The organism is Streptomyces sp. NPDC001663, assembly GCF_042893105.1.
Lineage (GTDB): Bacteria > Actinomycetota > Actinomycetes > Streptomycetales > Streptomycetaceae > Streptomyces.
Genome location: NZ_JBIAUR010000003.1, coordinates 209,635 through 223,284, shown reverse-complemented (window position 1 = coordinate 223,284; position 13,650 = coordinate 209,635). Strand labels below are relative to the sequence as shown.

Genomic DNA, 13,650 nt, shown 5'->3' with positions numbered 1-13,650 from the left:
ACGGGATCCTCGTCAATCGATCTTTGACAACTCAACAGGGTGTAGATCCGTCGAGTCGATCTGTGGAGCTAAGGAGAATTGAACTCCTGACCTCCTGCATGCCATGCAGGCGCTCTACCAACTGAGCTATAGCCCCTTGTTCTTCGTTCCCCCCGCTCCGCGGGGCGAACAAGAAGAACTTTAGCCTGCGACCTGCCGGAAAGTGAAATCCGGGTCCCGGGGCTCAGGCGACGGCCGATCCGGCGTTCAGTCGTCGTCGCCGAGCACCGGCTCCGGCAGCGTGCCGGCGTTGTGCTCCAGCAGGCGCCAGCCGCGGGCGCCCTCGCCGAGGACGGACCAGCAGCAGTTGGAGAGACCGCCGAGGCTCTCCCAGTGGTGGGCCTCCAGGCCCAGGAGGCGTCCGATGGTGGTACGGATCGTCCCGCCGTGGCTGACGACCACGAGCGTGCCGTCGTCGGGGAGCTTCTCTGCGTGCCGCAGCACGACGGGGGCGGCGCGCTCGGCCACCTCGGTCTCCAGCTCACCGCCGCCGCGGCGCACCGGCTCGCCGCGCTTCCACGCGGCGTACTCCTCGCCGTGCCGCTCGATGATCTCCTCGTGCGTCAGCCCCTGCCAGACGCCCGCGTAGGTCTCGCGCAGCGCCTCGTCGTGAGTGACCTCCAAGCCGGTGAGCCCGGCGAGCTCGGCCGCCGTGTTCGCGGCGCGCTGGAGGTCGGAGGCGACGATCGCGTCGGGATTGAGGGAGACCAGCAGCCGGGCGGCGCGGCGGGCCTGGGCCACGCCGGCCTCGGTGAGCGGGACGTCCGTGGTGCCCTGGAAGCGGCGCTCCACGTTCCAGGAGGTCTGGCCGTGCCGCCACAGGATGACGCGGCGGCCCCGGCCCGGCCTTCCCGCGGACACCTCACCGGTTGCGCTCACCACTCACCGCCCAGGTCGGCCGCCTCCTCGGCGGCCTGCAGCTTGGCGTGCTCCTCGGCCTTGCCGCGGGTGGCCTTGGCGTCGGCGGGCAGCTCCAGCTCGGGGCAGTCCTTCCACAGCCGCTCAAGGGCGTAGAAGACACGCTCCTCGCTGTGCTGGACGTGGACGACGATGTCGACGTAGTCGAGGAGGACCCAGCGGGCTTCGCGGTCGCCCTCGCGGCGCACCGGCTTTGCGCCGAGCTCCTTCTGGAGCCGCTCCTCGATCTCGTCGACGATCGACTTGACCTGGCGGTCGTTGGGCGCGGAGGCCAGCAGGAAGGCGTCCGTGATCGACAGGACGTCGCTGACGTCGTAGGCGATGATGTCGTGCGCGAGCTTGTCGGCGGCCGCCTGGGCGGCGGTGTGGAGGAGCTCGAGAGAACGGTCAGTGGCGGTCACTACGTGGCTTTCGGTCGGCGGTCACTTGACATCAAGGGTCTCACGGACCGCCGGGAGCACCCCACGTGATTAGGGGATCACGTGGGGCGGCCGGGACCGTCAGGACGACGACGGCTTGTAGTTCTGGCCCAGGACCACCGAGACGTCCGCGTTCGAGGTGACCTTGCCCTTGGTGACGGAGCTGCCGGGCAGTCCCAGGGTCTTGGCGACCTCGGTGGCGTTCTCCTTGTCGGCGGCGTCGGAGTAGACGACCTTGGAGGTCGCCGAGGCGGCGGTGGCCGTGCCGCCCTCCAGGAAGGTGAAGCCGCCGTTGAGGAGGACCACGCGGGCCTTCTCGGTGTTGTCCTTCACACCGCTGGCGTTCTGGACGGAGACGCTGACGGCGTCGCCCTTGTCGGGGCTCTTCGCGGTGCCGCCGAGGACGTCCTTGACCACACTGGCGCTGGCCTGCGCGCTCATCGTGCCGTCGTTCTGGACGGGCAGCAGGGCGGTCTTGTAGTCGCCGCCCTTGGCGAGGTCGGCGAGCTTGGCGAGGAAGGTGCCGAGGTCCTTGTCGGTCAGGGAGGGGTCCAGGATCTGCGCCAGCGTCTGCACGGTGGTGGTCGCCGCCGTCGGGTCGGAGGACAGCTTGCGCAGCACGCCCTGCATGACCTGGCCGAACCGCTCCAGCTGGGCGTTCTGGGCCTCTCCGGAGGCGCGGTAGGTGGCGTAGGCGACGGCCATCTTGCCGCTGAGGGTCTGGTCCTTGCCCTTGTGGACGAAGGGCGCGGCGCCCTTCTTGGTGGCGTCCGGGTCGGGTACGTCGGCGTTGGTGTCGACGTCGATGTTGCCGACGAGGTCGACGAGGTTCTGCAGGTAGGGGGTGTCCAGCCGCCAGGTGCCCTCGATGTTGGTGCCGAGGACCGTGTCGAGGGCGTCGCGGGTGCCGGAGGAGCCGTCGCCGTCGACCGACTTGGCGAGGGTGGTGGTGTTGCCGTCGTCGTCCGTCAGGGCAAGGGAGTTGGGCAGCAGGACGGTGGTGCCCTGCTTGGTGGTGGTGTTGTCGACGAGCAGCGCCGTGGAGGTGCCGCCCTTCTTGGTGTTGTGCAGGTGGACGACGATCACGTCGCGGTTCTGGGCGCCCGCGGCCGTCGCCGTGGCCGTCTTCGAGCCCGACTTCGACAGGCCCGGCAGCTTCCCTGCGTACCAGAGGTAGCCGACGCCGCCGACCGCGACCAGGGCGAGGACCACGACCAGGGCGACCAGGCGGCTGCGGGCGCGGCGCTTGGCCTCCTCGCGGCGCTCGGTGCGGTTCTCGGTGAAGTTCAGCCAGTCGATGACGTCTTCGGAGTCGCCGTCGGGTTCCTCGACGAAGGCGAACTGCTCGGTGCGGTAGTCCCGTTCGTCCCGGCCCGGGGCCTCCGCCTCGCGGGTCGGCTCCACCGGGCCGGCCTGCTGCGGGATGTAGGCGGTCTGCTCGGCGACCCGGGGCTGCTGCCCACTGGCCGCGGCCCGCCCGTAGGGGTCGTACGGCGCCGAGGGCGCGCCGCCCTGGGGCGCCCCGGTGCCGTACGGGTCGTAGGAAGGCATGGGCGGCTGCTGGCCGGTGCCGTAGGGGTCGTACGGCGGGACGGGCTGCTGTGTGCCGGTCGCGTACGGGTCGTATCCGTAGCCCTGTTGCTGGGCGTACGGGTCGTACGGCTGCTGGGGAGCCTGCTGCTGCGGGGCCTGCCGGTACACGGGCCTGCCGTACTCGTCATAGCCGACGAGCTCGTACTGGTCGTCGTGGTCGCCGCCGTAGCCCGCGTCGTATCGGTCGTTCACCGGTGCCCCTCTCGGCTCACTCGCCGCGGTACAGCTCGCGCTTGTCGATGTAGCGCACGACTCCGTCCGGCACCATGTACCAGATGGGGTCTCCCTTGGCGACTCTCGCACGGCACTCTGTGGAGGAGATGGCCAGCGCGGGAACCTCGACCAGCGAGACGCCGCCCTCCGGAAGTCCGTGGTCGGTCAGGTGGTGGCCGGGCCGGGTGCACCCGATGAAGTGCGCGAGGGAGAACAGCTCCTCCGAGTCGCGCCAGGTGAGGATCTGACCGAGGGCGTCGGCGCCGGTGATGAAGAAGAGGTCCGTGTCCGGGTTGAGCGCGCGCAGGTCGCGCAGGGTGTCCACGGTGTAGGTGGGGCCGCCGCGGTCGATGTCGATGCGGCTCACCGAGAACTGCGGGTTCTCGGCGGTCGCGATCACCGTCATCAGGTAGCGGTCCTCGGCCGGGGAGACATGGCGGTGGGTCTTCTGCCACGGCTGGCCGGTCGGGACGAACACCACCTCGTCCAGGTGGAACTGCGCGGCGACCTCGCTGGCCGCCACGAGGTGCCCGTGGTGGATCGGGTCGAATGTTCCGCCCATGACGCCGAGACGCCGCTTGCCGGGGGTCGACGGGCCGTTGCCGGGACCGGTAGGCATGTCCTGCTCTCCCATGCGTGCAGACCCTACCGGCCCGGCCTGAGACGCCGGTCGACGGATGCCCGGGATGCCCTGGTACGGGGCGCCTGCGGACTCAGCGGTCGCGGTTGAAGCGGGTGGTGATCCACAGCAGGAGCAGCAGGATGAACAGCGCGCTGCCGCCGGTGACGTAGGGGCTGAGGCTCTCGTGGTTGCCGCCGTGCTCCTCGCCCTCGGCAGCGAGGGTGACCAACTGGGCAGCGGTGCTGTGGAAGCTCATCTTCGGCAGAACCTATCCGGTGTGGGCGGGATAAAGATGTCGGCCCATCGTAAGGGGGCCTCTCGGCGGCGATCACGCCGACTCCGCCGTTGGGGAACCCCGGGCGGTCGTCAGTCGTCTTTCTGCTTGTACCCCCGCAACAGGAACCACCCGGTCAGCGCGCAACCCACCATCATCACGATCAGTACGACCCGGAGCAGATTCCCCGGCCCTTGGTGCTGGGCGGCGCTCGTGGCCTCGGCGAGCCAGGCGGCTGCGGGGGTGTGCTCCATGGTGATGGGACTCCTTCGGTGTAGTGCCCGTCCACGGTAACTCCGCCTAGGCTGGGCCTTGCTTCGGGGGCGCAAAGGGCCGCACAAGGGTCCGCAAAGGGCCACTCACACGCACATGGGGGAAGACATGTCCGACGACGGCCACGAGCACAACGGACACGAGAACGTACCGAGCAGGCAGCGCCGGCGCTTCCCGGGGATCTCCTCGCGTGCGTACGAGCACCCGGCCGACCGCAGCGCGCTTGTGGCGCTGCGCAAACTGAGCGGCTTCGACACCGTGTTCAAGGCGCTCAGCGGCCTGCTGCCCGAGCGCAGCCTGCGGCTGCTGTTCCTGTCCGACTCGGTGCGCGTCTCGGACCAGCAGTTCGCACACCTCAACGACATGCTGCGGGACGCCTGTTACATCCTGGACCTGGAGAAGGTCCCGCCGATGTACGTGAATCAGGACCCGCAGCCGAACGCGATGTGCATCGGCCTGGACGAGCCGATCATCGTCGTCACCACCGGGCTCGTCGAGCTGCTCGACGAGGAGGAGATGCGGGCGGTCATCGGCCACGAGGTGGGCCACGCCCTGTCCGGGCACGCGGTGTACCGCACGATCCTGCTGTTCCTGACCAACCTGGCGATCCGGGTCGCCTGGATCCCGCTGGGCACCCTCGCGATCATGGCGATCGTGACGGCGCTGCGCGAGTGGTTCCGCAAGTCGGAGCTGTCCGCGGACCGGGCGGGGCTCCTGGTCGGGCAGGACCTGAAGGCCTCGATGCGCGGTCTGATGAAGATCGCGGGCGGCAACCATCTGCACGAGATGAACGTGGACGCGTTCCTCAAGCAGGCCGAGGAGTACGAGGCGGGCGGCGACCTGCGCGACTCCGTACTGAAGATCCTGAACCTGCTGCCGCGCTCGCACCCGTTCACCACCATTCGCGCGGCCGAGCTGAAGAAGTGGTCCGAGACCCGCGACTACCAGCGGATCATGGACGGCCACTACCCGCGGCGCAGCGAGGACAAGGACACCTCGGTCTCGGACTCGTTCCGGGAGTCGGCGGCGAGCTACGCCAGCAATGTGAAGAGCTCCAAGGACCCGCTGATGAAGCTCGTCAGCGACATCGCCGGCGGGGCCGGGGGCATCGGCGGGCGGGTGCGGCGCGGGTTCGACGGCTTCGCGAGCTCGGCCCCCTCACAGGAGCAGCCGCCGCAGGACGAGCCGCCCACGGACACGCCGCCGCGGGACGAGGACTGACCGAGACGGCCGAGTAAGCAGCCGACGGGACGGGAAACGCCCCGTCGGCCTCTCGCACCCGGGGCAGCGCGCTCGGCTCACACCTTGGGCTGGGCGCTCGTCGCCAGCGATCCGCACAGGGCCGTGGCGCCGCCCGTCGCGTACGGGTCGGTGCCCGCGGGGCCGCCCGCCTTGGCCGTCTGGCCGGCCAGGAGCGGGTGGAGGTGGTTGGTCGAGTCCTCGGCGCAGGACAGCGGGCCGGCCTGGACGTAGGAGACGATCAGCTGGGCCTGGTGCAGGCGCAGGTCGTCGCGGTCGAAGCGGAAGTGCAGCTCGCGCCGGACGGTGAACAGGGAGGCCTGGGCCTTGGCCCCGGAGCCGGTCGGCTTCAGCGCGTACACGAAGGTGTGGTCGGCGGTGACCTCGAGGGTGGAGGAGTCGGTCTCGGCGGCCTGCAGTGTGCCCTGGACGCGGATCCTGCGGTCGGCGAGCTCGGCGCGGGTCTGGTCGAAGCGAACCAGCCATCCGGTGGGCTGGTGCCTGCCGTCGGCCACCGGGTGCTCGAAGCTCTGGTCGAACTGGTCGAGCTGGTCGCCGTCGAGCATGACGCGCACGGGGCGGACCTCCTGGCCGCTGATGACCTCGGGGTAGAGCGAGGAGCGGACGATGTAGTCCTTCGCCGTGGTCAGGGCGGCAACCACCTGGCTGTCCGAGAAGTGCGCGGTGCGCCGCGAGGCGGGCAGGGGTATCCCCTCGGCGCCGACGCGGAACTGCGCGGCGGGACTGTGCGCGTACAGGTACTCGGGATCGGCCGCGCCGGGCACCTTGCCCTGCGGGGAGAGCGGTATGACGGTCATCCGCAGGGGCTCGACGGGCTGCCGGGCGGAGGGGGTCTGGTAGGGGTGGCGTACACCCATGTAGATCGCGGTGCCGAAGGCCACGGCGATCAGCAGGACCAGGATCAGCGCCTGCCGGGACAGGCCCCGGCGAAGGGGTGGGCGGCGGCGTACGGCGGGCGCGTGGTCGGCCATGCGCTCCTGCGCGGAGAACTCCTGGAGGCGGGCAGCGCGGACGAACGACTCGTCGAACACGACGGATCGGTACTCGTCCTCGCCACCGCCGGGGGCGCCCTCGGGTGTCCCCTCCGGTGGGTCTCCAGGCCCTCCCATACATTCAGGGTAGGTCGCCGAGCGCCCCGGTAAACGCCCTGGTACACGACAAGTTCTGACAGGTTCTCACCAGGATCGAAAGTGAGGGCGAAGCGCCCCGCTCAAGGGCTGCGCGGGATCACCGAGATCGCCGGCTGGGACGTGTCGGCGGAAGCGGAGGGCGCTGCCGCGCTGCCCTGTTCGAGGCCGGTCGAGGCGGGCGGTGGGACCTGGTCCCGGCTGCCTGAGGAGGCGCCCCGGTAGACCGCGGTGAAGGCCAGCGCGACCATGCCTATCCCCATCACCAGGGCGAGCATCCAGGCGACCGGGCGGTGCCAGCGGACCTGCTTTCCGTACGTCCCGGGGGCGCCGTAGCGGCCTTCGAGGACGTCGGTGTCGTCCAGGTCGTCGAGGTCGGGATCACGGCCGAAACCGGAGGGGTCGTAGCCCTCCTCGTACCGCTCGCCCCTGCCGAGGGCCCGGCGGGCTTCCGCCTCGGAGGCCTCGGCTCTGGCCTGGGCGGCGGCAAGGAGGCGCTCGACGGCGGTCGGCTCGTGCACCACGGCCGCCCGTACGAAGGCCTCGTCGAAGACCACGGAGGCGAACTCTTCGTCCGACACCCCGCGGTCGTGGTCGTCGTCGGGCTCCCAGCCGTCAGGGAACGGCGTGCCCCCCACGTCCTCCGGCACGGATCCAGAGTAGACCTGGGGGGTCAATTTGGGCAGACGGTATGGAAATTCATCCGCCTGCTGAGACATCTCCAGTGCGGCACGGGCGCGTACCAGGCGCGCGTGCCCGGCGCATATGCGCCCCCTGCCTCGGTACCGCCGGCTCAGCGCCGGATGTGGCCGTCCCCGGTGACGATGTACTTCGTGCTCGTCAGCTCCGGGAGCCCCATCGGGCCGCGCGCGTGCAGCTTCTGCGTGGAGATGCCGATCTCCGCGCCGAAGCCGAACTGGCCGCCGTCGGTGAAGCGGGTGGAGGCGTTCACCGCGACGGTCGTGGAGTCGACCAGCTGCGTGAAGCGGCGGGCGGCCTGCTGGGAGGTCGTGACGATCGCCTCGGTGTGACCGGAGGTCCACAGCCGGATGTGCTCGACGGCCTTGTCCAGCGAGTCGACGACGGCGGCGGCGATGTCGTAGGAGAGGTACTCGGTGTCCCAGTCCTCCGGCGTGGCCTCGACGACGGTCGCCTTGGAGTCCTTCGCGTACGCCAGCACCCGCGGGTCGGCGTGCACGGTCACGCCCGCCTCCGCGAGGGCGTCCAGGGCGCGCGGCAGGAATTCGGGGGCGATGTCCTGGTGGACGAGGAGGGTCTCGGCGGCGTTGCAGACGCTGACCCGCTGTGCCTTGGAGTTGATCAGGATGTCGATGGCCATGTCGAGGTCGGCGTGGGCGTCGACGTAGACGTGGCAGTTGCCGGTGCCGGTCTCGATCACCGGGACGATGGACTCCGAGACCACCGTCTGGATGAGGGAGGCGCCGCCGCGCGGGATGAGGACGTCGACCAGGCCGCGGGCGCGCATCAGCTCGCGCACGCTCTCGCGGCTCTCGCCGGGCACGAGCTGGATGGCGTCGGCGGGCAGCCCCGCGCCGCCCACGGCGTCGCGCAGGACCCGTACCAGGGCCGTGTTCGACTCGTAGGCGGAGGCCGAGCCGCGCAGCAGCACCGCGTTGCCGGACTTCAGGCACAGGGCGGCGGCGTCCACGGTGACGTTGGGGCGGGCCTCGTAGATGATGCCGACGACGCCGAGCGGGACGCGGACCTGGCGCAGGTCGATGCCGTTCGGCAGGGTCGAGCCGCGGACGACCTCGCCGACCGGGTCGGGCAGGGAGACGACGTCCCGGACGTCGGAGGCGATGGCGCGCACCCGCTCCGGGGTGAGCGTCAGACGGTCGATGATGGCCTCGCTGGTGCCGTTCTCGCGGGCCTTGGCGATGTCCTTGGCGTTGGCCTCGACGATCTCGCTCGTACGGACCTCCAGGGCGTCCGCGATGGCGAGCAGCGCGTCGTCCTTGACCGCGCGCGGCAGCGGGGCGAGGTCGGCGGCGGCGGCCTTGGCGCGGTAGGCGGCCTGGGTGACCGGGGACATGGAGTCGTACGGCGAGAGCGTGGTCATGAGGGAAGGGTAGTGCGCCGGACGGGCCCGTCCACCGGTCATCCCAAACCCCGAGACAAGCCCCGCAGATCCCTCAGAACGGCCGACAAGCGGCCGTATCGACTCAAAAGGGGTGGACTCCGACGGGGGTGGCGGGCAGCGGGCCGTACCCCTCCGCGATCCGCTGGTGGTAGGTCTCGCGGTCGATGACCTCCAGGCCGACGATCTCCCAGGGCGGCAGCTTGGCGGTCTGGCGGTGCTCGCCCCACAGGCGCAGGGCGACGGCGGCCGCGTCGTGCAGGTCGCGGGCCTCCTCCCAGTAACGGATCTCCGCGTGGTCGTTCGCGTATCTGCTGGTCAGGAGAAAGGGGTGGTCGTGGGCGAGCTGCTCGAGGCCGCGCCGCACCTCCTTGAGCGGGGCCTCCTCGCCGGAGACGCTGAGCGTGACGTGCCACAGGCGGGGCAGGTCCTCCGGCTTCTCGTACCGGTCGCCGGCCGCGACGCTGGTGAGGGTGCGTTCCTCGCCGGCCGCGCGGGAGGGGGCGCCCGCTGCGGCACCGGCGCCGCCGCGGGACGCCGTCCCAGGGCGCACTCGTCTCACGACGGCCTCCTTTACGCAAGGTCGAGCAGTGCTCGTGCGGAATGTGTCCCCGAGACAAAGTTGAGCAGGCCGCAGGCCGTCACGTGACGCTTTTGCGGAACGTCCACCGCCGGGGGCGGACGTTTCGGCCCATTTACGGGTGCAGGATCACCAGATCGTCCCTGTGTACGACCTCGCGCTCGTACGCCGGGCCGAGCTCGCGCGCCAGCTCCCGGGTCGAGCGGCCGAGCAGCTGGGGGATCTCCTTGGCGTCGAAGTTGACCAGCCCGCGGGCCACCGCGTGCCCCCGGGCGTCCCGCAGCTCCACCGGGTCCCCGGCGACGAACTCGCCCTCGACGGCGGCGATCCCGGCCGGCAGCAGAGACTTGCGCCGCTCGACGACCGCCCGCACCGCCCCGTCGTCCAGGGTCAGCGAGCCCTGCGGGGTGGACGCGTGCTGCAGCCACAGCAGCCGGTTGGTGGAGCGCTTGCCGGTGGGGTGGAAGTAGGTGCCGGTGTCACCGCCGGACAAGGCTTCGGCGGCGTGGACCGCGCTGGTCAGGACGACGGGGATACCGGCGGCCGCAGCGATCCCGGCCGCCTCGATCTTGGTGACCATGCCGCCGGTGCCGACGCCGGCCTTTCCGGCACTGCCGATCTCCACCTCGGCAAGATCGGACGGCCCCCGCACCTCCGCTATCCGCGAGGTGCCGGGCTTGCCGGGGTCGCCGTCGTACACGCCGTCGACGTCGGAGAGCAGCACCAGCAGGTCGGCGTGGACGAGGTGGGCGACGAGGGCGGCGAGCCGGTCGTTGTCGCCGAAGCGGATCTCGTCGGTGGCGACGGTGTCGTTCTCGTTCACGATAGGGAACGCGCCCATCGCCAGCAGCTTGTCGAGGGTGCGGGAGGCGTTGCGGTGGTGGGCGCGGCGGCTCATGTCGTCGCTGGTGAGCAGGACTTGGCCGACGCGGACGCCATAGCGGGCGAAGGAGGCGGTGTAGCGGGCGACGAGCAGGCCCTGGCCGACACTGGCGGCGGCCTGCTGGCGGGCCAGGTCCTTGGGGCGGCGGCGCAGGCCCAGCGGGGCGAGACCTGCGGCGATGGCGCCGGAGGAGACCAGGACGATCTCCTTCTCACCCCCGCTGCGGCTCTTGGCGAGGACGTCGACGAGCGCGTCGACCCGGTCGGCGTCGAGGCCGCCGGCGGCCGTGGTCAGCGACGAGGAGCCCACCTTGACGACGATCCTGCGGGCTTCCGCCACACCCTGCCTAGCCGCTGCCACCTGCTGTTCCGTCCCCTCGCGCACTCGGACCACCCCACCAGGCAATCTACGCGAAGGGGTACGGGCACCGCGCATCGGTCCAGTCCCCGGACAGGCGTCACGTAACCGGTTGCTCACGTGTTGCATACGGCAAAAAGGTTGCACTGGTTCCTTATAGAAATCAAAGCGCAAGCAAACTTAATTTGAACCCTGTGCCACCTAAAGTTCGCCGCGTGAAGCGCATCCTCCTCCGCTCGGGCAAGAGCCCCTACGACGTCTTCCCGATCGAGGAGGCCCTCCACCAGGACGTCATCGCCACCAACTCCGGCAACCTGATCTTCAGCGACGCCGCCCACAAGATCCTCGAGACACCCTCCACTGAGGTGGTCTCGAACGGCATCCGGACCGATGTGTCCACCGCGGGACGGATCAACGAGGAGTACGACGTCTTCGTCGTACCGCTCGCGAACGCCTTCCGGCCGTCGTTCGAGCCGCAGTTGAAGCGGCTGACCCGGCTGATCAACCGGCTGCGGATACCCGTCGTCGTACTGGGCATCGGCGCGCAGGCCGGGCTGAGCTACAACCCGGCGCGGCTGAAGCCGATGGAGGCGTCGGTGCGCGAGTTCGTCTCCGCGGTGCTGGACCGCAGTGCCTCGATCGGGGTGCGCGGCGAGTTCACCGAGAAGTACCTCAAGGACCTGGGCTTCAAGGACGTCGAGGTCATCGGCTGCCCGTCCCTCTTCATGCACGGCAAGGAACTGGCCGTACAGAAGCGGGCGTTGGAGCTGACCCCCGACTCCCGGATCGCGGTCAACGGTTCGCACAGCGCGGTGCAGAAGCAGGGCCTGGACAAGGTGATCGACCGAGCCCGTGCCCGCTATCCGCACCTGACCTTCATCGGCCAGAACCTCAGCGACGCACGGCAGTTGCACTGGCGGGACCTGTCCCACCCGAACGCGGCGGTGACCGCGAGCCCCACCCACCCGGACCACCCGATGTACCGGGAGGACAGGGTCCGTGTCTACGTCGACCCGGTGACCTGGATCGACGATCTGCGCGGGTACGACTTCTCGTTCGGCTCCCGCATCCACGGCAACATCGCGGCGCTGCTGGCGGGTACGCCCGCGACCGTGCTGTGCGGCGACTCACGGACGCTGGAGCTGTGCCGCTACTTCGACATCCCGCACCGCCGGATCGACAAGCTGCCCGAGGACCTGGATCCCGCGCAGCTGTACGAGGAGGCCGACTTCAGCGGGCTGACCGGCGGTCATCCGGAGCGCTTCGAGCGGTTCACGGCGTTCCTGACCAGGAACGGCCTGGAGAACACGTTCACGCACGGCGACGGTGGCGCGGCCTTCGAGACCCGGATGAAGGAGCTGGCCTTCCCGGCGGGCATCCGGCCCTGGAACGACGCCGATCTCGCCTCGCTCACCTCGCGGTTCGGCTGGATGCAGAGCCGTATCGCCGAACTGTCCCTGGACAACGACCGGTTGAAGCGCGAACTGGAGCGCAACCCCAGGTCTGCCACGGCGGCCTCGGCCACGTCCGTCTACCGCCGCGCCCGGCGTGTGGTGGGCCGCCCGATCCGCCGGGCGCTGCAGACGGGCCGGCAGTGACACCGGTCCGTCCGTGATCCGCCGTCAGGCTGCGGCGGCAGTCCCGCCCGGCGCACCCGTACCGCCCGCCGACACCCGCGACTTCAGCACCCGGCGCGCCTTGCGCACCGCCCGCCGCAGCACCGAAGCGGTGGTGTGTTCGCGGTAGCCCGGGAAGGCGCGGGCCTCGCGCGGGGCGGCGAGGTAGACCGAGTCGGGGATGCCCGCCGCCGCGTCGCGGAAGTGCGGGTAGGCGAGGTAGACGTGGTGGCCCTTCTTCTCCAGGAGGGCGGCCGCCTGCTTCTTCGCCTTGACGAACTCCACGACGGGGAGGAGGAGTTCGGGCTGCTCCTCGGCGACCAGGTGGAGGCGCAGTCGCTCCTCGACCTTGAGGCGGCCGGCGACGCCCTCGTTCCAGAACTCCTCCATCAGCGGCTTGGCCAGCTCGAACTTGTGCCGCCGTACCTTCTCGCTGTCCTTGAGGAACTTGGGGCCGAACTGCGGCAGCAGGGTGATCAGGAAGGGGCGCATCATGAGCGCGTCGCGCCGCGGCCCGGCGGGGACGAGGTCGGCGATCAGGTTCATGAGGGCGCGCGCGGAGTCGAAGCGCAGGGTGTAACTGCCGCTCTTCGTCACGTGCTTGCCGTCGTCGCGGCCCACCAGGTAGTAGCAGGTGTGGTCGGCGAGCACGGAGACGCCGTCCGCCCGCAGATAGGCCTCCATGGTGAACAGCGCGTCCTCGCCGGTCCACAGGGACTCGTCGAAGCGCATGCCGTGCCGCTCCAGGAACTCGCGGCGGAACAGCTTCTGCGCGCTCAGCGTGAACTTGATGTTGGACGAGAAGACGTCCGTACGCTCTAAGGTCTTGCCCCACATCGACTGCGGCGGCTTGCGGTTGATGCCCTCGACCCGGCCGAGAACGACGTCCGTGCCGTTGCGGTCGCCCATCGCGACCATCCGCTCCAGCGCCTCGGGGCCGAGCCGGTCGTCGGCGTCCAGAAAGAAGACGTAGCGCCCGGCGGCCTTGCCCAGGCCGACGTTGCGCGGGCCGCTGGGGCCGCCGGAGTTGTCCTGCCGGATCACCGTGACCGACATGGGCACGCGCTCCGCGAACTCCTCCAGGTACTCCCCCGTCCCGTCCGTGGACCCGTCGTCCACCGCGATGACCTCGATGCGCCCCGGGTCGATGGTCTGCGCCTCGACAGATGCAAGGCACTCGACCAGGTACGGCATCGCTTCGTACGCACCTATGACGACGGTCACGTCAGGTTGCGCCACGGTCACGTGTTTCCCCCTCATCAACGGGATATTTCCCCCGTATCGCCTCATTCGCTACTTAGAAAGACGGCCGACCCCCGCAAGCGGTTGCCTCAAAGCCGCGCTTTCGTGACTCAGGTCACATGGTGAACGGACAGCT

At 70.1% G+C, this 13,650-nt stretch carries 14 protein-coding genes and 1 tRNA gene; 2 read left to right on the top strand and 13 right to left on the bottom strand.

Annotated elements, in window-relative coordinates:
* Positions 1 to 63 precede the first annotated feature (63 nt).
* From ACFY1L_RS11525 to ACFY1L_RS11495, 7 genes are all read right to left on the bottom strand, one after another.
* A tRNA-Ala gene (locus ACFY1L_RS11525) sits at positions 64 to 136 on the bottom strand.
* A 110-nt stretch (positions 137 to 246) separates the two neighbouring features.
* The gene (locus ACFY1L_RS11520) at positions 247 to 918 is read right to left on the bottom strand and encodes a histidine phosphatase family protein (protein WP_388821711.1); all 672 of its coding nucleotides are present in this window, start codon (positions 916 to 918) and stop codon (positions 247 to 249) included.
* On the bottom strand, positions 915 to 1,358 hold the full coding sequence (gene rsfS / locus ACFY1L_RS11515) for a ribosome silencing factor (protein WP_388821708.1): 444 nt from the start codon (positions 1,356 to 1,358) through the stop codon (positions 915 to 917). Before rsfS ends, ACFY1L_RS11520 begins: the two co-directional genes overlap by 4 nt.
* 99 nt (positions 1,359 to 1,457) lie before the next feature.
* Positions 1,458 to 3,161 (bottom strand): LytR C-terminal domain-containing protein, encoded by a 1,704-nt coding sequence (locus tag ACFY1L_RS11510; RefSeq protein ID WP_388821705.1) that lies wholly within the window; start codon positions 3,159 to 3,161, stop codon positions 1,458 to 1,460.
* Between the two features lie 16 nt (positions 3,162 to 3,177).
* Positions 3,178 to 3,816, bottom strand: coding sequence for a nicotinate-nucleotide adenylyltransferase (gene nadD, locus ACFY1L_RS11505; protein WP_388821702.1), 639 nt, complete (start codon positions 3,814 to 3,816; stop codon positions 3,178 to 3,180).
* Positions 3,817 to 3,895: 79 nt separating this feature from the next.
* Positions 3,896 to 4,060 carry a hypothetical protein gene (locus ACFY1L_RS11500; protein WP_388821699.1) on the bottom strand — a complete coding sequence of 55 codons (165 nt, stop codon included), beginning with the start codon at positions 4,058 to 4,060 and terminating at the stop codon, positions 3,896 to 3,898.
* A 110-nt stretch (positions 4,061 to 4,170) separates the two neighbouring features.
* Complete coding sequence (locus ACFY1L_RS11495) at positions 4,171 to 4,332, bottom strand: hypothetical protein (RefSeq protein ID WP_275774861.1); 162 nt, start codon at positions 4,330 to 4,332, stop codon at positions 4,171 to 4,173.
* Between the two features lie 127 nt (positions 4,333 to 4,459).
* Here ACFY1L_RS11495 and ACFY1L_RS11490 point away from each other — a divergent pair, with 127 nt between their 5' ends.
* Positions 4,460 to 5,572: a M48 family metallopeptidase gene (locus tag ACFY1L_RS11490; RefSeq protein ID WP_388821696.1), complete on the top strand. Its 1,113-nt coding sequence runs from the start codon at positions 4,460 to 4,462 to the stop codon at positions 5,570 to 5,572.
* Positions 5,573 to 5,649: 77 nt separating this feature from the next.
* Here ACFY1L_RS11490 and ACFY1L_RS11485 read toward each other — a convergent pair whose 3' ends face one another.
* The 5 genes from ACFY1L_RS11485 to proB all read right to left on the bottom strand — a co-directional run bounded on the left by ACFY1L_RS11485 (position 5,650) and on the right by proB (position 10,638).
* Entirely contained in the window at positions 5,650 to 6,720 is a 1,071-nt protein-coding gene (locus ACFY1L_RS11485; RefSeq protein ID WP_388821693.1) for a hypothetical protein, read from the bottom strand.
* Positions 6,721 to 6,821: 101 nt separating this feature from the next.
* Positions 6,822 to 7,388, bottom strand: coding sequence for a hypothetical protein (locus ACFY1L_RS11480; protein ID WP_388821690.1), 567 nt, complete (start codon positions 7,386 to 7,388; stop codon positions 6,822 to 6,824).
* A 143-nt stretch (positions 7,389 to 7,531) separates the two neighbouring features.
* Positions 7,532 to 8,818, bottom strand: coding sequence for a glutamate-5-semialdehyde dehydrogenase (locus ACFY1L_RS11475; RefSeq protein WP_388821686.1), 1,287 nt, complete (start codon positions 8,816 to 8,818; stop codon positions 7,532 to 7,534).
* Between the two features lie 103 nt (positions 8,819 to 8,921).
* Positions 8,922 to 9,389 carry a hypothetical protein gene (locus ACFY1L_RS11470; RefSeq protein WP_388822906.1) on the bottom strand — a complete coding sequence of 156 codons (468 nt, stop codon included), beginning with the start codon at positions 9,387 to 9,389 and terminating at the stop codon, positions 8,922 to 8,924.
* A gap of 142 nt (positions 9,390 to 9,531) precedes the next feature.
* A complete protein-coding gene (gene proB / locus ACFY1L_RS11465; protein ID WP_388822904.1) occupies positions 9,532 to 10,638 on the bottom strand; it encodes a glutamate 5-kinase in 1,107 nt (368 codons plus the stop codon).
* A 233-nt stretch (positions 10,639 to 10,871) separates the two neighbouring features.
* Here proB and ACFY1L_RS11460 point away from each other — a divergent pair, with 233 nt between their 5' ends.
* Complete coding sequence (locus tag ACFY1L_RS11460) at positions 10,872 to 12,254, top strand: polysaccharide pyruvyl transferase family protein (protein ID WP_388821683.1); 1,383 nt, start codon at positions 10,872 to 10,874, stop codon at positions 12,252 to 12,254.
* Positions 12,255 to 12,278: 24 nt separating this feature from the next.
* Here the strand turns inward: ACFY1L_RS11460 and ACFY1L_RS11455 are convergent, their stop codons facing one another.
* Positions 12,279 to 13,517: a glycosyltransferase family 2 protein gene (locus tag ACFY1L_RS11455; RefSeq protein ID WP_388821680.1), complete on the bottom strand. Its 1,239-nt coding sequence runs from the start codon at positions 13,515 to 13,517 to the stop codon at positions 12,279 to 12,281.
* Between the last annotated feature and the right edge of the window lie 133 nt (positions 13,518 to 13,650).

Coding starts and splice junctions, on each gene's coding strand:
- ACFY1L_RS11490 (WP_388821696.1), top strand. CDS start 4,460: ATGTCCGACGACGGCCACGAGCACAACGGACACGAGAACGTACCGAGC.
- ACFY1L_RS11500 (WP_388821699.1), bottom strand. CDS start 4,060: ATGAGCTTCCACAGCACCGCTGCCCAGTTGGTCACCCTCGCTGCCGAG.
- ACFY1L_RS11495 (WP_275774861.1), bottom strand. CDS start 4,332: ATGGAGCACACCCCCGCAGCCGCCTGGCTCGCCGAGGCCACGAGCGCC.
- ACFY1L_RS11475 (WP_388821686.1), bottom strand. CDS start 8,818: ATGACCACGCTCTCGCCGTACGACTCCATGTCCCCGGTCACCCAGGCC.
- nadD (WP_388821702.1), bottom strand. CDS start 3,816: ATGGGAGAGCAGGACATGCCTACCGGTCCCGGCAACGGCCCGTCGACC.
- ACFY1L_RS11485 (WP_388821693.1), bottom strand. CDS start 6,720: ATGGGAGGGCCTGGAGACCCACCGGAGGGGACACCCGAGGGCGCCCCC.